The sequence below is a fragment of the Sphaerimonospora mesophila genome, from assembly GCF_001417795.1.
Taxonomy (GTDB): domain Bacteria; phylum Actinomycetota; class Actinomycetes; order Streptosporangiales; family Streptosporangiaceae; genus Sphaerimonospora; species Sphaerimonospora mesophila.
On record NZ_BCBX01000054.1, the window covers coordinates 1 to 21808 of the forward strand.

A 21808-nucleotide genomic window follows, 5' to 3' on the forward strand; every position below is an offset into this window, starting at 1 on the left:
AACGGCGTCGTGAGCGCGGGGGCGTCGGATCCCTGTGGGGCCGAGCCGCCGCCGGACACGACTCCGCCGACCGTGCCCACGGGCCTGGCGGCGACCGCGTCGGGCACGAACGTCACGCTGACCTGGACGGCGTCGACCGACAAGGTGGGCGTCACCGGCTACGAGATCAGCCGGGCCAAGGGCGACGAGACGCCGGTCGTCCGATCCACGTCCGGCACGACGTACAAGGACTCCGGGCTGGACCCCCAGACGTCCTACACGTACAAGGTGCGAGCACTGGACGCCGCGGGCAACAAGTCCGCGTACACCGGTGCCGTCTCGGTGAAGACGGGCGACGGGCCGCCGCCGGCGTCCCCGGGGACTCCGCTCGGCGGCGATCCTCGCAAGGACTCCATCTACTTCGTCATGACGGCACGGTTCTACGACGGCGACACGTCCAACAACAGGGGCGGAAGCCAGCACATCCGGTCCGGCAACGCGGCGAACGACGACCCGATGTTCCGCGGCGACTTCAAGGGTCTCATCGAGAAGCTGGACTACATCAAGGCCCTCGGCTTCTCCGCGATCTGGATCACCCCGGTCGTGCTGAACCGCTCCGACTACGACTTCCATGGCTACCACGGCTGGGACTTCTACCGTGTGGACACCCGGCTGGAGACGCCGGGCTACACGTACCAGGATCTGATCAACAAGGCGCACGCCAAGGGCCTGAAGATCTACCAGGACGTCGTCTACAACCACAGCTCACGCTGGGGCGCCAAGGGACTGTTCGTTCCTCCCGTGTACGGCGTGCGCGACGAGCAGTGGAAGTGGATGTACAGCAAGAAGGAGGCGGGCCGGGAGTACGACCCCATGGAGGAGCACCAGGGCGACGACCCCGACATGACGGCCGCCCAGAACGAGATGGCCAAGGGACGGCCGTACAACGGCGACCTGTGGTCGACCGAGGAGCCCGCGGGCAACACCTGCAAGAACTGGGGGACCCCGACGCAGTGGTTCAGCCCCGAGGGCTACACCATCTACAACTGCCAGTGGCCGAGCCCGACCTCGGGCATGTTCCCGGCGAAGTACTACCACCAGTGCTGGATCGGCAACTGGGAGGGCGAGGACTCGCGCAGTTGCTGGCTGCACGATGACCTGGCCGACTTCAACACCGAGAACGCCGAAGTGCAGAAGTACCTCATCGACGCCTACAACCGGTACATCGACATGGGCGTCGACGGTTTCCGCATCGACACCGCCATTCACATCCCCCGCGTCACCTGGAACCGCCGCTTCCTGCCGGCGATCTATGACCGGGTGAAGGAGAAGTTCGGCGAGGAGAAGGCCAAGAACTTCTACGTGTTCGGCGAGGTGGCCGCCTTCGTCAACGACAAGTGGAACCGCGGTTCTGTCAACCACTCCGCGCAGTTCTACACCTGGAAGGAGCGCAAGGAGTACAGCGCCGACGACGAGAAGGCCGCGATCGAGCAGTACAACTACGAGGAGCAGCTCGGTACGGGCAACCAGCCCACCAGCACCAACGCCCGCCTGAACGGCAACGATTACCACGCGCCGGACCACTCGAAGTTCTCCGGCATGAACATCATCGACATGCGCATGCACATGAACTTCTCCGACGCGCAGAACGCCTTCAACAACGGCAAGGACTCCGACGACAGCACCAACGACGCCACCTACAACACCGTCTACGTCGACTCCCACGACTACGGACCCAACAAGTCGTCCAACCGCTACGCCGGCGGCACCGACGCCTGGGCCGAGAACATGAGCCTGATGTGGACTTTCCGCGGCATTCCCACCCTCTACTATGGATCGGAGATCGAGTTCCAGAAGGGCAAGCAGATCGACTGCGGGCCCAGCTGCCCGCTCGCCACGACAGGCCGCGCCTACTACGGCGACAAGGTCGAGGGCAGCGTCACCGCCGGTGACTACGGCGTGGTCTCCAGCGCCTCCGGTCCCGTGGCGACCACCCTCAGCCTGCCGCTGGTCAAGCATGTGCAGCGGCTGAACCAGATCCGCAGGGCCATCCCCGCCCTGCAGATGGGGCAGTACTCCACCGAAGGCGTCAACGGGCAGATCGCCTACAAGCGCCGCTACACCAGCGGTTCGACCGACAGCTTCGTCCTGGTGACCGTCTCCTCCGGAGCCACCTTCACCGGCATCCCCAACGGGACGTACGTGGACGCCGTCACCGGAGACAGGAGGACCGTCACCGACGGGACCCTGTCGATCAGCCTGAACAGCAAGGGCGGCCTGCGCGCCTACGTGCTCGACCTGCCCGGCAACCCGGCTCCCGGCAAGGTCGGTGTCGACGGACCGTACCTCAAGTAGCCCTCCCGCGAGAACGGCCGGGGCGGGGAGCGCGAGCTTCCCGCCCCGAACGGGCAGGACGACCATGGTGATCCGTCAGGCGACGTTCTCGCTAACCATCGGCTGAGATCTTCGCGGGCGCCGGACCGGTGGAGCGGCGGACGACCAGTTCCGGCCGGTACAGCAGCTCGGTGCGCTGCGCCCGGATCCCGGCTATCTCCTCCAGCAGGTTCTCCACGGCGGCCAGGCCCATCTCGCGGACCGGCTGGCGGAGTGTGGTGAGCGGCGGGTCGAGGTAGGCCGTCATGGGAGAGTCGTCGAATCCGACGATCGAGACGTCGTCCGGGACGCGCAGGCCGCGCTGACGGGCGCCGCGGATCGCGCCGATCGCCATGATGTCGCTGCCGCAGCAGATCGCGGTGCAGCCGCGGTCGAGGAGCTGCTGGGCCGCCGACTGGCCGCCCTCGATGGTGAACAGGGAGTTGACGACGAGGTCGTCGACGTCCGCGTCGCTCAGGCCGGCGTGCTCGGCCATGGCCCGGCGGAACCCGGCGGTCTTCCGGATCGAGGGCACGAACCGTTCCTGCCCCACGGCCAGGCCGATCCTGCGGTGGCCGAGCGAGACGAGGTGGCCGACGGCCATGTCGAGCGCGGCGGCGTCGTCGTTGGAGATGAAGGGGACGTCGATGTCGGGGCGGTAGCCGTTGATGAGCACCATCGGCAGGCCGAGGTCCGCCAGCCGCCGATAGCGGGCGCGGTCCGACCGCGAGTCGGCGTGCAGACCGCTGACGAAGACGATGCCGGAGACGCCACGCTCGAGGAGAAGCTCGGTGTAGTCGTCCTCGGTGATGCCGCCCGGGGTCTGCGTGCACAGCACGGCCGTGTAGCCGGACATGACCAGCGCGCTCTCGATGACCTGGGCGAACGCGGGAAAGATCGGGTTGGTGAGCTCGGGCAGGATCAGCCCGATGAGCCCGGCCTGCTGCTGGCGCAGCTTGACGGGACGTTCGTACCCGAGCACGTCGAGGGCGGTGAGGACCGCCTGCCGTGTCGTGGGGGCCACGCCCGGTTTGCCGTTGAGCACCCGGCTGACGGTCGCCTCACTCACGCCCGCCTGGGCGGCGATGTCGGCGAGGCGCATTGTCATAGCGGCTAATTTACCTGCCTCGCCCCGCGCCGCACCCCAATCACCCGGGCAGCACGCCGCGGCCTTCGCGTACCTCGAAGACCAGCTGGGTCTCGGTCCTGCGCACCATCGGATAGATGGTCACGTGCTCCAGGATGAGATCTCGGAGGCTCTCCGGGGTCGGCACGGCCACGTGCAGGAGGAAGTCGTCGTCGCCGCCCACGTGGAGGACGGACAGCACCCCCGGCACCATGACCAGCTTGTCGTACAGGCTGCGCACGTGATCACGGTTGTGGCTGCCCAGCCGGACCTTGATGATCGCCTGGATCGGGTGGCCCAGCGCACCGAGGTCGAGCCGGGCCCTGACGCTTTCGACGACGCCCGAGCGCATGAGCGCGCGCACCCGGTACGCGCAGGTGGACTCGGCGACCCCCACCCGGGCGGCGAGCGCGGCGTTGGTCATCCGGCCGTCCTCCGCAAGCGCGGCGAGGATGGCCAGATCGGTGCCGTCCAGGGCCGCCGGTGCGGGTTGCGGTTTCTTCGGCCGGCGGTCGGACATGCTCCTCCTCTTCGCTGGATCTTCACCGATCTTGGCCGATCACACCGATTTTCACAATGTCTATTGAAAATCTCCGTGGATCCGCCCATTGTTCGGGCATGATTTCACGTCGTCTGCGGCTCGACTCCATCGCCGTCCACGCGGGCCGCGAGGATCTCGTGGAGCTCGGCGTCCACGCGCTTCCGATCGATCTCTCGTCCACAAATCCGCTGCCCGACATCGAGGCCGGCGGCCTCTCCTACGAGGCGATGGCCGGCGGGGGCATGCCGCACGCGGAGGGCGGCGCCGTCTACGGACGCCTGTGGAACCCGACCGTGGCGAGGTTCGAGTCCGCGCTGGCGCGGATGGAGCACACCGAGACCGCCGTGGCCTTCTCATCGGGGATGGCGGCGATGACCGCGGCGATCCTCGCGACGACGCGGGAGAGCGGCCGCGGTCACATCGTCGCGGTCCGGCCCCTCTACGGCGGGACCGATCACCTGCTGGCCTCGGGGGTGCTCGGCGCCGAGACGACGTTCTGTACGGCCGAAGGCGTCGCCGCCGCGCTCCGGCCGGACACGGCGCTGGTCGTCCTGGAGACCCCCGCCAACCCGACACTCGATCTGGTCGACATCTCCGCCGTCGTCGCGGCCGCCCGGGGCGTCCCCGTTCTCGTGGACAACACGTTCGCCACCCCGATCCTGCAGAACCCCGCCGACTTCGGCGCCTCGATGGTCCTGCACAGCGCGACCAAGTATCTCGGCGGGCACGGCGACGTCATCGCCGGCGTCATCGCCTGCGACCAGGAGGCGGCCGCCGCGCTGCGCCGGGTCCGCGCCGTCACCGGGGCACTGCTCCATCCGCTCGGCGCCTACCTCCTGCACCGCGGCCTCGCCACGCTCCCGATCCGGGTCCGCGCGCAGCAGGAGAACGCCCGGCGCGTCGCCGCGTGGCTGAGCACCCACCCGAGCGTCTCCCGGGTCCACTATCCCGAGCTCGGCGGCGACCCACGCGGGCTGCTCGGCCGGCAGATGAGGGGCCCCGGGGCGATGATCTCGGTCGATCTGAGTGGCGGCCTCGAGCAGGCCGGGAGCCTCACCTCGGGGGTCGGCCTGTTCACCCACGCGGTGTCCCTCGGCGGGGTCGACTCGCTGATCCAGCATCCCGCGGCGCTGACGCACCGGCCCGTCGCGGCCGAGGCACGCCCGTCCCCCGGCCTGGTGCGGCTCTCCATCGGGCTGGAGGACCCCGAGGACCTGATCGCCGACCTCGACCAGGCCCTGAGCCGGGCCCCGGGCCACGCCTCCGACCAGACCCTCGGCCCGGCGCCCCGGCGTGATCGGGATCTCACCCCGGCTCCCGTACGCGCGGGCGCGGCGCACGCGTGACCGGCCGCTTCAGGCGGGACGGCCGGGAACCCTGGCGAGATACCAGTCGGTGAGCTCGATGCTGTCGTCGGCGAGACGGGCCTCGACCTCGGACTGGGTCCGCGGCGCCCCGAGGAGCACGTCGTCGCCCGGCTGCCAGTTGGCCGGGCAGGCGACCCCGTCCCGGTCCGCCGTCTGCAGCGCGTCCACCAGCCTGAGGATCTCCGGGACCATCCGGCCCGCGTTCATCGGGTAGTAGAGCATGGCGCGGACCACGGACGCCGGGTCGATCACGAACACGGCCCGGATCGTCGCGGTCTTCGAGGTGTTCGGATGGAGCATGCCGTACGCCCGGGAGACCCTGGCGTCGATGTCCGCGATGATCGGGAACGTGATGTCGATCCCGAGCCTGTCCTTGATGTTGCGTATCCAGGCGAGATGACTGTGCACGGAGTCGATCGAGTTGCCCAGCAGTGACACGTTCCGCTCGGCGAAATCGTCGGCGAGGGCGATGAAGGCGGCGAACTCGGTGGTGCACACCGGGGTGAAGTCAGCGGGATGGCTGAAAAGCACCAGCCAGCGGCCGGCATAGTCGCTGAGCCGGACCGGCCCGTGGGTGCTCTCGGCCTCGAAGTCCGGAGCCCGGTCGCCGATCAACGGCAGCCTGGCGACCGGCTCTGTCATGCCATCCATGATTGCGCTCCTCGCGGTGGTGGGTCTCGGCGGAAGGCGGACCTGGGCGAGGCTCGGTGAATCACGCGCGAACCGGCCGTCCTCCTGCCGCCCCCAGCGCCTTCCGCCCATCCTTGGCATTCTCCGGTGGTCGACCGGCCATTCCACCCGAGCGGCAAGTTTTGTCAAGACTCGTGCCGGGAGGCCGGTCGGCGACACTGGGGTCATGGGAGCACCCGAGGGAGCCGAGTTCGTCCGGCGGCGGCCCGCGCCCGCGCTGCGCCCGCTGATCAGCTGGTACATCGGCTATCGCGAGACGGGCGTGCCGCCGCGGCTGCACCGCGGGCTGCCCTCGCCGCACCTGACTTTGATCATCACATTGCACGATCCGCTCGTCCTCGCAGCGCACCCCGACCCGAGCACCCCTCTCGGGACGTACGAGACGATGGTCGGCGGACTGCACACCGCGCCGGTGCTGATCGCCCTCGACGGCCCGCAGTCCGGCGTGCAACTCGGCCTGACGCCGCTGGGGGCGCGGACACTGCTGGGGCTGCCCGCGGGCGAGCTCGCCGGTGTGGACCTGGACGGCGCCGTCGTCCTCGGCCGGCTGGCGGCCGAACTGCGCGAGCGCCTCCTGGAGGCCGACGGATGGCCGGCGCGGTTCGCGACGCTCGACCGCGTCCTCTGCCGGATCCTCGACGCCGGCGTGCGGCCCGCCGCCCCCGCGCCGGAGGTCGCGTACGCCTGGCGCCTGCTGCTGGCCGACGGCGGCGGCACGAGCGTGACCGATCTGGCCGAGCAGGTGGGCTGGAGCACCAGACACCTGAGCCAGCGGTTCCGGACGGAGATCGGCCTCGGCCCGAAGGAGGCCGCCCGGGTGATCCGCTTCGACCGCGCGCGGTGGCTGATGCGGCACCCGGCGGAGGGGGCGGGCCGCCGCACGCTGGCCGAGGTCGCGGCGGCCTGCGGCTATTACGACCAGGCCCATCTGGCCCGGGAGTTCGGCGTTCTCGCGGGCTGTCCGCCCAGCCGCTGGCTGGCCGAGGAGTCCGGCCGGCCGGAGCGGGACCGGCAGGACGAGTGACCGGTTCCGAAACGTCCAAGCCGTGCGGTCAGGCCCGGCGGCAGACTCGGAGCCATGACTGCTACCACGCGAGACATCACGCAGGACACCACGCCGGCTCCCCAGGTCTGGCCGACCCTACGTGCCCGCGACGCCCGCGCGCTGATCCGCTTCCTCGTCGACGCCTTCGGCTTCGAGGAGACCGCGGTGTACGGCGAGGGCGACCGGGTGGCCCACGCCGAGCTCGCCTGGCCCCTCGGCGGCGGCATCATGCTCGGCTTGGTCCGGGACTCCGGCGACGACGCATGGGAACTGCGGCCCGGCACCTTCGGCGCCTATGTGGTCACCGACGACCCCGACGGGCTCTTCGCCAGGGCGACCGCGGCAGGGGCGACGGTCGTCAGGGAACCGGCGGACACCGACTACGGCTCCCGCGACTTCGTCGTACGCGATCCCGAAGGCAACCACTGGTCGTTCGGCACCTACCGCGGCGAGCCACGCCGGTGACCGCGACGATCAACGAACCGTTCCGAAACTTGAATGATTGAGCCGAATAGCCGATCAGAAAACGGATAAGGGGCCGTCGAACGAACTAATCATCCAGAGCGCCGGTCAAGTAATCGTCAGCCGGGGGAAGGGAGCGGAGCGGGAGGGAGCGGAGCGGGAGGGAGCGAGGACCGCACGCCGGGCCCCGCGGGGCGGGGCCGGGCAGCGGACCGGAGCTCCTCCCGGCGCAGCGACCGAAGCCGATCAGAGGCCGACACTTCCTCAGGGGTGTCATCACTCGACCGATGCTCTAGAGACCCAACCGAAAGGAGCGGTCCTGATGACGTCGAGCGTGGGACCGCGGCCTGGGGACGAGCGTCCGATTCTGACGAATCGCCAGGGGCACCCGGTCTACGACAACCAGAACCAGCGCACCGTCGGCCCGAGGGGTCCGGCGACGTTGGAGAACTACCAGTTCCTGGAGAAGATCAGTCACTTCGACCGGGAACGCATCCCGGAACGGGTCGTGCACGCGCGCGGCACGACGGCGTTCGGGTTCTTCGAAACGTACGGCAGGTGGGGCGACGAGCCGATCGCCCGGTTCACCCGCGCGGGCCTCCTGCAGGAGGCCGGCCACCGGACCGACGTCGCCGTACGGTTCTCCACCGTGATCGGCGGGCGGGAGTCCTCAGAGAGCGCCCGCGACCCGCGCGGGTTCGCGGTGAAGTTCTACACCGAGGCCGGCAACTGGGATCTCGTGGGCAACGACCTCGCGGTGTTCTTCATCCGGGACGCCATCAAGTTCCCCGACCTGATCCACGCGTTCAAGCCCGATCCGGTCACCTTCCGTCAGGAGCCCGGCCGGATCTTCGATTTCATCTCGCAGATGCCCGAGAGCCTGCACATGATCGTGAACCTGTTCAGCCCCCGGGGCATCCCCGCAGGCTACCGGTACATGCAGGGGTTCGGCGTCAACACCTACCGGTGGGTGAACGCCCAGGGCGAGACCCTGCTGGTGAAGTATCACTGGATGCCGAGGCAGGGCGTACGCAGCATGACCGCCGAGGACGCCGCCCTGGTGCAGGCCCACGACCTGGGACACGCCACCAGGGACCTGTACACGGCGATCGAGCGGGGTGAACACCCGGAGTGGGAGCTGCTCGTCCAGATGATGAGCGACGACGAGCATCCCGAGCTGGACTTCGACCCGCTCGACGACACGAAGGTCTGGCCCGAGAACGACTTCCCGGCGCTGCCCGTCGGGCGGATGGTGCTCGACCGCACGCTGAGCGACAACTTCGCGGACAACGAGCAGATCGCGTTCGGCACCGGCGTCCTCGTCGACGGGCTGGACTTCTCCGAGGACAAGATGCTGATCGGGCGGACCTTCTCCTACAGCGACACCCAGCGCTATCGCGTGGGGCCCAACTATCTGCAGTTGCCGGTCAACCAGGCCAGGAACGCGGAGGTGCGCACCAACCAGCGGGACGCGCCGATGACCTACTACATCGACCAGGCCGGGGACAACCCGCACGTCAACTACGAGCCGTCGATCACCGGCGGGCTCCGGGAGGCCGACAGCGCCATGCCCCTCGAGTGCGGGCCGATCATCTCCGGGCGGCTCACCCGCAGGCGCATCCCGCGTACCAACGACTACAAGCAGCCGGGTCAGCGTTACCTGCTCATGGAGCAGTGGGAGCGCGACGACCTGGTGGAGAACCTCGCCGCCGCGCTGTCGAAGTGCGCCCGGCCGGTCGCCGAGCGCATGATCTGGCATCTGCTGCTGGTCGAGGACGATCTCGGGCTGCGCGTCGGCGAGAGCGTCGGCATCACGCCGGGCGACGTCGGGCACCTCGACCCGCTCCCGGGCCAGGACCTGACCGAGGAGGACCGGCTGCGGCTCGCCAACCTCGGCAAGAACGGCCCGCGCGACGTCACGGGGCTCAAGATGACCCACTGCGTCCCGAACGAGCGGGCGATGCCGACCGGAAACCGCTAACCTACGCGGGACGGTCGAACTTGTTGGGGAGTGTGCGGTTATGCGCGTTGCCGATGCCTTCCGGGATGCCTATGGCGGCGAACCCACCGGAATCTGGCACGCGCCCGGCAGGGTCAACCTGATCGGCGAGCACACCGACTACAACGACGGCTTCGTCCTGCCGTTCGCGGTGCCGTGGGGGGTCACGCTGGCGGCCCGCCCGCGTACGGACGGGGTCGTACGGCTCTCGTCGCTGCAGGAGCCGGGGGATGTCCAGGTCCTCGACGATCTCGGCGGCGGTCTCGAAGGGGCCCGCGGGTGGGCCCGCTATCCGGCCGGGGTGTTCTGGGTCATGCGCGGCACGGGGCTGCCCGTCGGCGGCGCCGACATCGTGATCGACGGCGACGTGCCGCGCGGCGCCGGCCTGTCGTCGAGCGCCGCGCTCGAGGTCGCCACCGCCCTCGCCCTCGACGACCTGTACGGCCTGGGCCTGGCGGCATCGGACACCGGGCGGATGGAGCTGGCCGGGATCGGGCGGCGGGCGGAGAACGACTTCGTCGGCATGCCGTGCGGGATCATGGACCAGGCGGCCTCGGCGCTCGGCCGGGAGGGGCACGCGCTGTTCCTCGACTGCCGGTCGCTGGCGAGCCGGCGGATCCCGCTCGACCTGGCGGCGCACGGCCTCCGGCTGCTGATCATCAATACCGGGGTGCACCACGAACTGGCCGACGGGCAGTACGCCAGACGCCGTCAGGAGTGCGAGAACGCCGCCAAGCGTCTGGGCGTGGCCGCGCTGCGGGACGTCACCGACCTCGCCGCGGCGCTGGGCGAGCTGACCGGGGCGGAACGCGCCAGGACCCAGCACGTCGTGACCGAGAACCACCGGGTGGAGGCGGTGATCGGGCTGCTGCGGGCGGGCGCCGTACCGGAGATCGGCGCGCTGCTGAACGCCTCGCACCTGTCGCTGCGCGACCAGTTCGAGGTGTCGTGCGCGGAACTCGACGTGGCCGTGGAGGCGGCGATCAGGGGTGGGGCCCGGGGAGCCAGGATGACCGGCGGCGGCTTCGGCGGGTCGGCCATCGCGCTCGTCGCCGAGGAACGCGTCGACCAGGTCAGGGACCGGGTCGGGCAGGCCTACGCGGAGCGCGGCTGGGCGCCGCCGACGTTCTTCACCGCGACGCCCGCCGCCGGCGCCCGCCGTCTCGCCTGATGGCGGGTCGGCGATGCGCCTCGGCCGGAGATCGGCCGGAAAAGCGAAACCCCCGCCCGAATGGGCGGGGGTTCATCGCTCCCGCGATAGGACTCGAACCTATAACCTGCCGGTTAACAGCCGGCTGCTCTGCCGGTTGAGCTACACGGGATCGTGCTGCGCTGCGCCGATCGGCTCGGAGAACCGATCCGTTCCGGCCTTTCGGCCCTCCCGTGCGGCGCAGAACTAGATTAGCGCACTCGGGGGGGTGCCTGTCACATTGATTGCTGTTGGATAGTCGCGAGCCCTCGGGGTAGAAGGGCGGCACACGAGCGCGGAGGTGGAAGATGCGGTACAAGATGATGTTCGCCGCCGGGCTGGCCGTCGGTTACGTCCTCGGCACGCGGGCCGGCCGCGAGCGCTATGAGCAGATCAAGCGCATGGCGCAGCGGGTGGCGGACAGCCCGACCGTGCAGGAGGCGGCCGGGCTGGTGGGCGCGCAGGCGGGGAAGTTGGTGGACCGGGTGCCGTTCCTGCGCAGGCAGGATCCATGGGAGACCGAGCGGGTGGGTGTCGCCACGGGCTGGCCCGACGCCGGGCCGGATTCCACGGCCGGGGCCGGCCGCACGACCGGGGCCGACCGGACCACCTGACCCCGCCGGCCGCCCGTCCCTCCGGAACGTCCACCCCGCAGGCCTTCCGCGGTCAGATGCCCAGGCTGTGGCGCACATCCTCCAGGGCCAGCTCGGCCAGGGTGCGCAGCCCGGGGTCCGCCGGGTCGAGGCCGGGGTCGAAGACGAAATCCCAGCGCGGCGTGTCGTGGCCGGGAATCCTGCGGGCGACGAGCCGCACTCCCCCACGCGCGTCGAGGGGGACGTGCCTGCTCGCCAGGATCGTCGCGGTCACCCGCTCACGGATCACCTCGGGCAGCGTGCCCGGCTCCGGCAGCCGCACCGTATGGACCGAGCCGTCGGTCATGGTGACCTCCGCGCCCGCCTCGTCCCAGGACGCCCGGTCCATGAGATGCCAGGGCAGGCGCGTGCCCCCGGGCAGATGCAGCGCCATGGTGGTGGCCACGACATGACCGCCCTCGGCCGCCGGGGCGTGGCTGATCACACGTTCGCCCGGCTCGACGGGCAGGGCCGTACGGACCTCCCGCGGCAGGCGGCGGAGACCGAACAGGGAGCGCAGAGAACCAGCCAAGCAGAACACCGCCCGAGACGACGACCGTTGCCAACGGCAGGCTAACCCGAAGCCTCCGGCGGTGACGACGCGGTGTCCCACCGCATCGGTATCCCCGGGGGTCTCAGTCCGTCACCGCGGCGATTCGCTTGCGCAGCCGGCCGATCCACCCCTGGGCCGTGTGCACCGGCACGTCGTAGTGCTTGGCCACGCCCGTGATGCTGCCGACCTCGCTGAAGACCCGCTGGAGCTCGCTCGGCTCGGGCATCTTGCGGTAGGCCCTCGCCCTGGCGACCCGGCTCTCGGCCGAAGCGGCGGACGGACCCGACCTGGCCCGGGCGGCCTGCCTGCTCGACGTGCCGCTCTGCGGCCTGGGAACGCTCGGCTGCTCCGCCGCCACGGCGACGGGGCTCCCTCCGACGGCAGCGGACTCGAGGACACCGGGCTCGCCGCCGGGCTCGCCGCGCGCGCCCTCGGGGGCGAAGGCCCGGGCGAGGTGCTCCAGGTCGACCAGAGGCAGGGGACCGCTGGCCAGGTCCGCACCCGCGTTCGCCCGTACGGTCAGCTCGACCACGTGCGGTTTGCCGTCGATGATCTCGATCTGAACGACCATCTGCGGTCTTGTTTCATCACTGATGCCGTCTTCCGCCGTCGGGGCGACGGTCACCGTGTATCGCTTCACCACAACCTCTCCTACGGAAACCGCGAAGTGCGAGGCCGAGACCACAGGCCGATCAAGCGGTACGACGCGGGCCCCTACGGACACTCGTGGTTATCGAGCAATCGTATCAAGAGGACAGGCCAGATGCGAGACAGGCGACCGATCAGGAGCAGGCGCCGCACCACGGCGCTATGAGCGCGGAGGCGAAGGCGGTGCGCACGTACTGCCCGGCCGACTCGGGACAGGAGGAGAGCAGTCCCGACGCGGTCAGCGCGGCCAGCTCCTTCCGCGCGCTCTGCGCGTCCATCCGATGACGGTGGGTGACCTCCTCCAGGCTGCGCGGCTCGTGCAGGTCCTGCAGCAGCGACAGCCGGCTGCCGCCGGCCAGCATCCGCAGCTCGGCCATGGACGGCAGCGCACCGCCGCCGCATCCGCTCGCCGCCCTGACCGGATAGAGCAGAAGCACGGATTGCGTCGGCTCAGAAACGAGAACCACCATCCGGTCGCGCAGAATCGTTGGCATCAGGGTGAGACGGCCGGCGGCGAGGCTGATGTCGCCGTCGCAGCGGGTGTCCACATTGAGCACGCCCTCCTCGAAGCGGACCCATACCCGCAGGTCGACGAAGAGCCCGCGCAGGCCGTCCTCGGCGAGCCGCCGCATGCGATATCTCAGGTCGGTCTCCAGCAGTTCGCGCAGCCGGGCGCAGGCCGTGGCGAAATCATCGGCGCTCGCCCCGTCGCCCCCCTGAGACCTGCGGGGACTCGACGCCGTGCAGTGGGCGAAGCCGCGCGGGTCGAGCTGGCTCGCGACGAACCGGGAGCGCCCGACGGGATCGGGACGCGTGTGCGCCGCACGCGTCGCCTGCCCCTGCCGTCCCGGCCTGATCGGGCGCTGGACGCCGGGCCGGCGCGGCTGGTCGTACGGCGTGACGTGCAGCCGCGGCGACCGGTGCGCCGGGCCTGCGTCGCCGCCGCATCCGTCGAATCCCCGGCCGTCCACGAAGCGCATGCCGACGAGGGCGGCTGCGATCGGGGAGACCGTCAGCCGGATACTCGGCGGTAATCGGCGATCCAACACCAGACGCAAGGCCATACGTCAACTCCCCCCCCGGGAAAGACGATCTCCTAATGGGTGTACGGACGCGAGCACGCCTCCCGGCGTCAGCATCGCCGGAAGGCCTCCTGGAAACGGCGCCGGTCTCCGCTGACGTTCGCCGGTTCCATCAGCCCCTCGCTACCCGCCCGACAGACTCTCATCGCCCTCCAGATCGGGTCAATACCACATAAACTTTGCCGCCAACCATGCCTTTCTGTCCTATATCTGGCGCTTTGTGCCCATCAGAGTCGTGTGGGGTCTCGTACACGGGCGGCCGCGGGGATGCGCCGGCGCCGCCGCGCGGGCGGTTTCGACCACCGAAGAAAACAGATACAAGTTGCCATCTTCTATCTATTGACAAGGGCCGGAGGGGAATTGGAGGGTGGGCGACTATGACCGCCATTGTTGAGTTACGGCATCTCAGCAAGTCATTCGGCACAACGGTCGCCCTGGACGGGCTCAGCCTGGCCATACCGGAAGGGAGCGTGGTAGGGCTGCTGGGGCCCAACGGCGCCGGCAAGACCACCCTCATCAACTGCCTCACCACGCTCTTGCGGCCCGACTCGGGAAGCGCCACCATCGCCGGCCACGATCTGCTGACAGAGCCGGACAAGGTACGCGCCCACATCGCGGTCACCGGCCAGTTCGCCGCCATCGACGAGACCCTCACGGGCCGCGAGAACCTGGTGTTCTTCGGCAGGCTGCTCAGGCTGGGCAAGGACGAGGCGAAAGACCGGGCCGGCGGCCTCCTGGAGCGCTTCGGCCTGTCCGCCGAGGCGGACAAGCCGGTGAAGACCTACTCGGGCGGCATGCGCAGGAAGCTCGACCTCGCCGCGAGCCTGGTCGTCCCGCGCCCGGTGCTGTTCCTCGACGAGCCGACCACCGGCCTCGACCCCGTCAGCCGCGAGACGCTGTGGGACACGGTGCGCGACCTGCGCTCGACCGGCGTCACCATCCTGCTCACCACCCAGTACCTGGAGGAGGCCGACCAGCTCGCCGACCGGATCGTGGTGATCGACCACGGGAAGGTCGTCGCCGAGGGCACGGCTCAGGAGCTGAAGGACCGCGTCGGCGGCGGAGCCGTGTGCGAGATCCGCATCGCCGACCCCGGCGTCCGGGAGAAGGCGATGGCCGTGCTCGGCCGGTCGGCCGAGGGGGAGGACGGGCCGATCGTGCTGCCCGCCGAGGGTGTGGAGGCGCTGGCCGGCATCGTCAAGACGCTGGAGGCCGCCAAGATCGAGCCCGACGACCTCGCCCTGCGCAAACCCACGCTCGACGACGTCTTCCGGTCGCTCACCGGGAGGCCCGAGTGATCCACGACACCGGCGTCCTGATCGGCCGGAACCTGCGCCTGTCCCTGACGACGAGGTCCTTCTTCCAGCTCGTCGTCAGCCCGCTGGTGTTCTTCGCCGGGTTCGCGATCGTGCTCGACCGGCTGCTGACGCTCCGCGGGGTCGACTTCGGCCAGTTCCTGCCCCCGGCGATCGTCATGATGGCGATGGGTCTGGCGCCGGTGTCCACCGCCTTCTTCATCGGCAGGGAGCGGCAGAGCGGCATGCTCGACCGGTGCCGCACGATGCCGATCAACAGCCTCTCGGTGCTGATCGCCAGGCTCGCTACGGACGCCGTCCGCAGCCTGATCCCCATCGTGGTGCTGGTCGCGGCGGGCCACGTCATCGGCTTCCGCTTCGCCGGCGTGCCGTCCGCCGTCGGCTTCGCCCTGCTGGCCGTGGCCTTCGCGCTGAGCTTCTGCCTCGGCGCCGCGGTCGTGGCGATACGGTCGCCCGATCCCGAGTCGTCGGCCTCCGCGCTCTTCCTGCCGATGCTGCCCCTGATCAACCTGTCGACCGTGTTCGCGCCCATGTCCGTCTTCCCCGACTGGCTGGAGCCGGTGATCCGGATCAATCCGTACAGCGTCGTGGTCGACGCGCTGCGCGCCCTCGCCGCGGGGCAGCCGGTCTCCTGGTGGCCCCCGCTCGCCTGGATCGTGGGGCTCTCCCTGTTCTTCGGCCTGGCGGCCGTCCGAGCCTTCCGGAGGGCGTGATGACGAGTACGGCGCTCCTGCTCAGCGGGCGGACGATGAAGCGGTTCCTGCGCACCCCGCCGCTGATCATCATCGCCTTCGTCTTCCCGGTCGTGCTCATGTTCACGATCCTGCCGCTCTACGGCGGGCTCATCGGGGACGACTACATCCAGCGCCTCGCCCCGCTGATCGTGCTGTCCACCGCGACCTTCGGCATGGCCCCCAGCGCGGCCGGGCTCTACGCCGACTTCCGCGCGGGGATCTTCAACCGGCTGCGCACCATGCCGATCAGCGCCGCCTCGACCGTGGCGGGCCGGATCGTCGGCGAGGTGCTGCGCATCGTCGCGGTCGCCGTCGTGGCCATCGCCGTGGCGCACATCCCGGGGTTCCGGTTCACCGCCGGCCCGGCCGGCGTACTCGGGTTCTTCTGCGTGGTCGCCGTGTTCGGGGCGATGTGCACGTCGGTCTCGCTGCTGGTCGCGCTGACCGGCCCGGACGAGGACACGGTGCAGAGCGCGCTGGGGACGCCGGCCACGCTGGCCTTCTTCCTGTCCTCCGGCTTCATCCCGGTGACCGCGTTCCCCGGCTGGATCCAGCCCGTCGTGCGGGTGAACCCGCTGTCGACCGCGAGCGAGGCGCTCATCGGCCTGACCGGCGGCGGCCCGGTCGCCGCGCCGCTGCTGCAGACGCTGGCCTGGGCCGTGGGTCTCGGCGGGCTGTGCGCACTGCTGTCCGTGCGCGCCTACCGCAGGCGCGCACGGTAGTTCACGGGAGGAGGCCCCGGCGCGGGCGTCAGGCCTCCTCCAGCAGTCCCTCGCGGCGCAGCAGCGGCATGACGCCCTCGCCGAAGGAGTATGCCTCCTCCAGGTGCGGCTGTCCGGAGAGGATCAGGTGGTCGACGCCGATGGCGTGGTATTCCGCGATGCGCTCGGCCACCTCCTCGTAGCTGCCGACCAGGGTGGCGCCCGCGCCCGGGCGGACCAGCCCGATGCCCATCCAGATGTTGGGGTGGACGACCAGCCGATCGGCGCTGCCGCCGTGCAGCGCGGCCATCCGGCGCTGACCCTCGGACTCGGTCCGCCGGAACCTGCGCTGGGCGGCCTCGATCGTCCGCGGGTCGAGGCCGCTGACCAGCCGGTCGGCCTCCGCCCACGCCTCCCGCGCGGTGTCGCGGGCGATCACGTTGAACCGGGTGCCGAGCCGTACGGTCCTGCCCTGCTCCTCGGCCCGCCCGCGCACGCGTTTGAACAGCTCCTCCATCGCGCCGGGGGGCTCGCCCCAGGCGAGGTAGACGTCCGCGAGGTCGCAGGCCACCCGCTGGGCCGACTCGGAAGACCCGCCGAGGAACACCGTGGGGGGTGTGCCCGGTGGGCGGGTCAGCAGCGCGGCCTCGACCCGGTAGTGCTCGCCGTCGAAGTCGTACGGCCGGCCGGCCCAGACGCCCGACAGCACGCGCAGGAACTCGGCCGTCCTGGCGTACCGGCCGTCGTGGTCGAGCCGGTCGCCGTAACGCCGCTGCTCGTCGGGGTCTCCCCCGGTGACCACGTTGAGCAGCAGCCGGTCGCCGGAGATCCGCTGGAAGGTCGCGGCCATCTGCGCCGCCAGCAGCGGGGAGATCAGGCCGGGCCGCAGCGCGATCATGAATTTCAGCCGTTCCGTCCGGGCGGCGAGGGCCGAGGCCACCACCCACGGGTCCTCGCAGAACAGCCCGATCGGGGTGAGCATGCCGGCGAAGCCGAGCCGATCGGCCGCGCCGGCGACCTGGGCCAGGTAGGCGAGGTCGGGCCTGCGCCGGGTCACCCGCGTGACCGGTTCCGCGGTCTTCCCCCTGTCACGTCGTTCCGCGAGGTCCCTGCCGTCTCCGTGCGAGGGAAGGAACCAGTGCAGTTGCAGGGCCAAGGTGCGCTCCTCATCCGAGTCCGCCGTCCGCGCCGAACCGGGCGGGCAGGCGGGTGATGGCGTTCATGAAATTCGACCGCATGCGCTCGTCGGGACCGGTGCGCCGCAGGCCCGGCAGGTGCGGCAGGAGGGCGCGCAGCATCTCCGCCGCCTCCATCCTGGCCAGATGCGCGCCGAGGCAGAAATGCGGGCCGATGCCGAAGGCCAGGTGGGGGTTGTCCCGGCGGCCGAGGTCGAGCCGGTCGGGGTCGGCGAACACGCTCGCGTCGCGGTTCGCCGACGCGTAGTAGAGGACGACCTTGTCCCCGGCGCCGATCCGGCGGCCGTCCAGCACGGTGTCGCGGGTCGCGGTGCGGCGGAACTGCATGACCGGCGTGACCCAGCGCAGGAACTCCTCGACGGCGGTGGGCACCAGGCCGGGGTCGGCGACCAGGCGGTCGCGCTCGGCCGGGTCGTCGAGCAGGGCGGACACGGCGCCGGAGATGAGATGGCGGGTCGTCTCGTTCCCCGCGATGACGAGCAGGAGCCACAGCTGGCCCAGCTCCGCGTCCGTCGGTCCCTCCCCGCCCGCCTGCGCAGCGACCATCCGGCTCACCAGATCGTCGCCGGGGTCGCGCCGCCGCCGGGCGATCAGCTCGGCGGCGTAGCGCAGCGCCTCGACGAACGTGCGCCGGTAGGTGTCGATCCGGCCGTCGCCGTACCTCGGGTCGTCGAAGCCGACGAGGTTGTTGCTCCAGTCGAACAGCAGCTTCCTGTCCTCGCGCGGCATGCCGAGCAGGTCGGCGAGGACCAGCAGCGGCAGCTCGGCCGCGAGATCGGTGACGACGTCGACGTCGCGGGCCGCCACCGCGCGCGCCACGACGGCGGCCGCGTGCCCGCGCACCATGTCGTGCAGCCGGGCGACGGCCCGCGGCGTGAAAGCGCCGCTCACCGCCCGCCTGATCCGGGTGTGCCGCGGCGCGTCCATGTTGATCAGGAGCCGCCGGTTGCGTTCGAGGTCCTCCCTGGTGCGCGGGTCGGCCAGGAACGCGCCGCGTTCCGCCGAGGAGAAGACCGCCGGATCGCGGGAGGCGGCCAGCACGGCCTCGTGCCTGGTGACCGCCCAGTAGCCCGTGCCGCGGTGCGTCCTGGCCCCGTCGGCGCCGTGCCGTACGAGATCGACCTCCGCCACCCACGCGACCGGGTCCTCGGCGCGCAGGCGGGCGAACTCGCCGTACGGCACGCCGCGGGCGTATTCGGCCGGGTCGGCGAGGGAGACCGCGCGCGCGTGGGTCATATGCGGCGGCCCTCCCCGCTCCAGTAGAGCTCACGCAGCCTGGCCCGGGCGAGCTTCCCGGTCGGCTCCCTCGGCAGCTCCTCGACGAAGTCGTAGGACCTCGGCACCTTGAAACCGGCCAGCAGGTCCCGGCAGTGCCGGTCCAGCTCGGCGGCCGTCGCCTCGGCGCCGGGTTCGATCTGGACGACCGCCTTGACCCGCTCGCCGAACTCCGCGTCGGGGATGCCGAGCACGGCCGCGTCGCGGACCGCCGCGTGCCGGAGCAGGGCCGCCTCGACCTCGGCCGGGTAGATGTTGACGCCGCCCGAGACGATGATCTCCACGGACCTGGCCGTGAGGAACAGGAAGCCGTCCTCGTCGAGGTGGCCGACGTCGCCCACGGTGAAGGTGTCCGGCGCGACGAACGCCCCGGCGGTCTTGTCGGGCGCGCGGTGATAGGAGAACCCGGCGCCAGAGGACCGGTGGATGCCCACCCGGCCCTCCTGCCCGTACGGCAGGGCCGCGCCGTCATCGCCGACGATCACCACCTCGTTGGGCGGCACCGCGGTGCCGACGCTGCCGGGCTTCTTGAGCCACGTCTCGGAGTCGATCAGCGTGACGATGCCCGCCTCGGTGGCCGCGTAGTACTCGGTGAACACCGGCCCCCACCAGTCGATCATCGCGCGCTTGACGTCGGGCGGGCAGGGGGCGCCGCCGTGCCAGATGCGCAGCAGGCTCGCGCCGCCGAACGCCTCGCGTGCCCGCTCGGGGGCGCGCAGCATCCGGATGAACTGGATCGGCACCAGGTGCGAGATCGAGATGCGCTCCCGGTCGATCAGTTCGAGCACCTCCACGGGCTCGAACCTGCGGCGCATGATCAGCGAGCAGCCGTTGAGCAGCGGATAGAGCGAGAAGAAGATCTGCGCGGAGTGATACCAGGGCCCGGCCAGCAGCGCCCGGCCCTCGGCGGGGATGCCGAGTCCGCCGCAGATCTTCGCGGCGCCCAGGGCGGTGTGGCTCACCGGCGCGCCCACCTTGAACCTGGCGTTCACCACGCCCTTCGGTCTGCCGCTCGTGCCGGAGGTGTACAGCAGGACGGCGCCGGACAGCGGCTCGGGCGGCGGCGCGGCGGGCAGCCGGTCGAGCGGTTCGAAACCGTCCCGCCGGGCGTCCACGCAGATCCTGACCGGCACGGGGGCCGTCGCCTCGGCGACCGCACGCGCCGCCGTCTCCGCGTGGACCGACTCGGTGATCAGCGCTCTGGCGCCGGAGTCGTCGATGATGTAGGCGATCTCGCCGGGGGTCAGCCGCCAGTTGACCGGCACCGCGACCAGGCCCGTGTGCATGCAGGCCAGCAGGGCCTCGTACGTCTCGATGCGGTTGCCCAGGAAGAACGCGACCCGGTCGCCGACCTCGAGCCCGGCGGCGGCGAAGGCGGAGATCCACCGATCGACCCGCTCGTCGAGCTCCCGCCAGGTGCGGCTTCCCGTCTCGTCCGCCAGGGCGATCTCGTCACCGCGATCCGCGGCCCGCGCCGCCAGCAGTTCGGCCATGTGGTGCTCCTCGTCGTGCGATCGTCGCGCGCGCGTCGCGCGGCGGATGTGCAGGGCAGGGGCCGGTCCGCGCCGTCCCCTCGGGATCTCAGGTGAGGTCGGAACAGGTGGCCAGTACGTGCTCGCGCACCGGGCGGAAGTTGAGCCGGGCGACGGCGGGTGAACCGATGAGGTCGCGGGCCGCCCGGGCCGCCGGCGGGCCGATCGGCTCGGCCTTGCCCGCCGCCGTCTCGACCAGCAGCTGGACCTGGCAGCAGCGGTCCATGGCCAGGAACCACCACGCCGCCTCCTCCACCGAGCCGCCCGCCGTGAGCAGGCCGTGGTTGCGCAGGATCACCGCCTTGTGGCCGGCGAGCGTGGCGGCGATCCGCTCGCCCTCGTCGCCGTCGAGAACGACCCCGCCGTACTCGTCGTGCACGGCGTGGTCCTCGTAGAAGGCGCAGGCGTCCTGGGTCAGCGGTTCGAGCAGCCGGCCGAGCGCCGAGAAGGCCCTGCCGTACACGGAGTGGGTGTGCGCGACCGCGACCACGTCGGGATGGGCCCGGTGGATGCGGGAATGGATGGCGTAGCCCGCCGGGTTGACCTTGCCCTCGCCCTCCACCACCACACCGTCGTGGTCGACGAGCAGCAGGTCGCGGACCCGCACGTGGCCGAAGTGCCGGCCGAAGGGGTTGATCCAGAAGTGGTCGGGCCGGCCGGGGTCGCGGGCGGTGAGGTGGCCGCCCGCGCCCTCGTCGAAGCCGGCCTGCGCGAACGCACGCAGCGCGACGACGAGTTGCAGCCGCCGGTGGTCGCGCTCTTCCGCCGTGGTGCGGGGAACCCGCCGATCGCCCATCGTTCCTCCTCAGCCGGGCGGCTCAGCCGCAGCCGCCGGCGGTGTCGGTGTCGTATGCCTCGCCGGGTGTCTCTGCCTGTGTCTCTGCCTGTGTCTCTGCCAGGGCCGACGGCCGGGCGGCGCCGGCGGGCACGTGGTCGCGCGCCAGCTCGGCCAGGAAGGCGTCGACCCGGTCCAGGCCCCAGAAGCGGTGGCGGCCGACGCGGAAATAGGGGATGCCGAAGATGTCGTCCTCATAGGCCCGATAGAGGCACTCCACCCCGGCGGCGCGGATCCGCTGGTCGGCGGGGGCGCCGACCAGCTCCCCCGGGGGCAGCCCGCACTCGCGCGCCAGCCGCTCGATCGCCTCGGGCGTGCAGACGTCCTCGCCGCGCTCCCACCGCGCGCCGATCACCGCGGTGTAGAACTCCGCGCCGGCGCCGAGCTCGCGCGCCCGGAGGAACGCCAGGTGCGGCAGCTCCCACCACGGATCGACGTCGATCGGCCAGCGCATCGCCAGGCCGAGCCGGGCGGCCTGCCGCTTGGTGTCCTGCAGGATGTACAGGTGCTTGGCCTTGCTCATCTGCACGTAG

General features: G+C 70.9%; 21 protein-coding genes and 1 tRNA gene. 10 read left to right on the forward strand and 12 right to left on the reverse strand.

What is annotated here, in order from left to right:
• On the forward strand, nt 1-2334 hold a 2334-nt coding region (locus tag AP234_RS30865; protein WP_055483285.1), incomplete at its 5' end, for an alpha-amylase family glycosyl hydrolase.
• Nucleotides 2335-2425: 91 nt separating this feature from the next.
• Here the strand turns inward: AP234_RS30865 and AP234_RS30870 are convergent.
• Together AP234_RS30870 and AP234_RS30875 are read right to left on the reverse strand one after the other, a co-directional pair.
• A complete protein-coding gene (locus AP234_RS30870; protein ID WP_055483286.1) occupies nt 2426-3460 on the reverse strand; it encodes a LacI family DNA-binding transcriptional regulator in 1035 nt (344 codons plus the stop codon).
• A gap of 40 nt (nt 3461-3500) precedes the next feature.
• Complete coding sequence (locus tag AP234_RS30875) at nt 3501-3998, reverse strand: Lrp/AsnC family transcriptional regulator (protein ID WP_055483287.1); 498 nt, start codon at nt 3996-3998, stop codon at nt 3501-3503.
• A 98-nt stretch (nt 3999-4096) separates the two neighbouring features.
• Here AP234_RS30875 and AP234_RS30880 point away from each other — a divergent pair, with 98 nt between their 5' ends.
• Entirely contained in the window at nt 4097-5365 is a 1269-nt protein-coding gene (locus AP234_RS30880; RefSeq protein WP_083502595.1) for an aminotransferase class I/II-fold pyridoxal phosphate-dependent enzyme, read from the forward strand.
• A gap of 9 nt (nt 5366-5374) precedes the next feature.
• On the opposite strand, the gene AP234_RS30885 is transcribed toward AP234_RS30880, so the two are convergent.
• Nucleotides 5375-6028, reverse strand: a complete 654-nt coding sequence (locus AP234_RS30885; RefSeq protein ID WP_055483332.1) for a peroxiredoxin — start codon at nt 6026-6028, stop codon at nt 5375-5377.
• Between the two features lie 214 nt (nt 6029-6242).
• Between AP234_RS30885 and AP234_RS30890 the strand changes: the two genes are divergently transcribed.
• The 4 genes from AP234_RS30890 to galK all read left to right on the forward strand — a co-directional run bounded on the left by AP234_RS30890 (nt 6243) and on the right by galK (nt 10753).
• Nucleotides 6243-7100, forward strand: a complete 858-nt coding sequence (locus tag AP234_RS30890) for a helix-turn-helix domain-containing protein (protein ID WP_055483288.1) — start codon at nt 6243-6245, stop codon at nt 7098-7100.
• 54 nt (nt 7101-7154) lie between these two features.
• On the forward strand, nt 7155-7586 hold the full coding sequence (locus AP234_RS30895) for a VOC family protein (protein WP_055483289.1): 432 nt from the start codon (nt 7155-7157) through the stop codon (nt 7584-7586).
• 319 nt (nt 7587-7905) lie between these two features.
• On the forward strand, nt 7906-9564 hold the full coding sequence (locus tag AP234_RS30900; RefSeq protein ID WP_055483290.1) for a catalase: 1659 nt from the start codon (nt 7906-7908) through the stop codon (nt 9562-9564).
• Nucleotides 9565-9604: 40 nt separating this feature from the next.
• Nucleotides 9605-10753, forward strand: coding sequence for a galactokinase (gene galK / locus AP234_RS30905; protein ID WP_055483291.1), 1149 nt, complete (start codon nt 9605-9607; stop codon nt 10751-10753).
• A 78-nt stretch (nt 10754-10831) separates the two neighbouring features.
• Here galK and AP234_RS30910 read toward each other — a convergent pair.
• Nucleotides 10832-10904: transfer RNA gene (locus tag AP234_RS30910), tRNA-Asn, on the reverse strand.
• A gap of 175 nt (nt 10905-11079) precedes the next feature.
• On the opposite strand from AP234_RS30910, the gene AP234_RS30915 reads away from it, so the two are divergent.
• On the forward strand, nt 11080-11385 hold the full coding sequence (locus tag AP234_RS30915) for a hypothetical protein (RefSeq protein ID WP_055483292.1): 306 nt from the start codon (nt 11080-11082) through the stop codon (nt 11383-11385).
• Nucleotides 11386-11437: 52 nt separating this feature from the next.
• Here AP234_RS30915 and AP234_RS30920 read toward each other — a convergent pair whose 3' ends face one another.
• The 3 genes from AP234_RS30920 to AP234_RS30930 all read right to left on the reverse strand — a co-directional run bounded on the left by AP234_RS30920 (nt 11438) and on the right by AP234_RS30930 (nt 13668).
• On the reverse strand, nt 11438-11944 hold the full coding sequence (locus AP234_RS30920; RefSeq protein WP_152990718.1) for a hypothetical protein: 507 nt from the start codon (nt 11942-11944) through the stop codon (nt 11438-11440).
• A 94-nt stretch (nt 11945-12038) separates the two neighbouring features.
• Entirely contained in the window at nt 12039-12596 is a 558-nt protein-coding gene (locus AP234_RS30925; protein ID WP_152990719.1) for a hypothetical protein, read from the reverse strand.
• Between the two features lie 142 nt (nt 12597-12738).
• Complete coding sequence (locus tag AP234_RS30930; protein ID WP_055483294.1) at nt 12739-13668, reverse strand: hypothetical protein; 930 nt, start codon at nt 13666-13668, stop codon at nt 12739-12741.
• Between the two features lie 395 nt (nt 13669-14063).
• On the opposite strand from AP234_RS30930, the gene AP234_RS30935 reads away from it, so the two are divergent.
• The 3 genes from AP234_RS30935 to AP234_RS30945 are packed head-to-tail and all read left to right on the forward strand — an operon-like array spanning nt 14064 to nt 16458.
• Nucleotides 14064-14984, forward strand: a complete 921-nt coding sequence (locus AP234_RS30935) for an ATP-binding cassette domain-containing protein (protein ID WP_055483295.1) — start codon at nt 14064-14066, stop codon at nt 14982-14984.
• The gene (locus AP234_RS30940; RefSeq protein WP_055483296.1) at nt 14981-15715 is read left to right on the forward strand and encodes an ABC transporter permease; all 735 of its coding nucleotides are present in this window, start codon (nt 14981-14983) and stop codon (nt 15713-15715) included. Before AP234_RS30935 ends, AP234_RS30940 begins: the two co-directional genes overlap by 4 nt.
• Nucleotides 15715-16458, forward strand: coding sequence for an ABC transporter permease (locus tag AP234_RS30945; protein ID WP_055483297.1), 744 nt, complete (start codon nt 15715-15717; stop codon nt 16456-16458). Before AP234_RS30940 ends, AP234_RS30945 begins: the two co-directional genes overlap by 1 nt.
• A gap of 28 nt (nt 16459-16486) precedes the next feature.
• Here the strand turns inward: AP234_RS30945 and AP234_RS30950 are convergent, their stop codons facing one another.
• The 5 genes from AP234_RS30950 to AP234_RS30970 form a co-directional block, all read right to left on the reverse strand.
• Nucleotides 16487-17593 (reverse strand): LLM class flavin-dependent oxidoreductase, encoded by a 1107-nt coding sequence (locus tag AP234_RS30950; RefSeq protein ID WP_055483298.1) that lies wholly within the window; start codon nt 17591-17593, stop codon nt 16487-16489.
• A 10-nt stretch (nt 17594-17603) separates the two neighbouring features.
• On the reverse strand, nt 17604-18869 hold the full coding sequence (locus AP234_RS30955; protein ID WP_055483299.1) for a cytochrome P450: 1266 nt from the start codon (nt 18867-18869) through the stop codon (nt 17604-17606).
• On the reverse strand, nt 18866-20401 hold the full coding sequence (locus AP234_RS30960; protein WP_055483300.1) for an AMP-binding protein: 1536 nt from the start codon (nt 20399-20401) through the stop codon (nt 18866-18868). Before AP234_RS30960 ends, AP234_RS30955 begins: the two co-directional genes overlap by 4 nt.
• An 88-nt stretch (nt 20402-20489) precedes the next feature.
• Complete coding sequence (locus tag AP234_RS30965; protein ID WP_055483301.1) at nt 20490-21236, reverse strand: class II aldolase/adducin family protein; 747 nt, start codon at nt 21234-21236, stop codon at nt 20490-20492.
• Nucleotides 21237-21258: 22 nt separating this feature from the next.
• Nucleotides 21259-21808: DsbA family protein (locus tag AP234_RS30970; RefSeq protein WP_055483302.1), on the reverse strand; the 550-nt coding region annotated here is incomplete at its 5' end.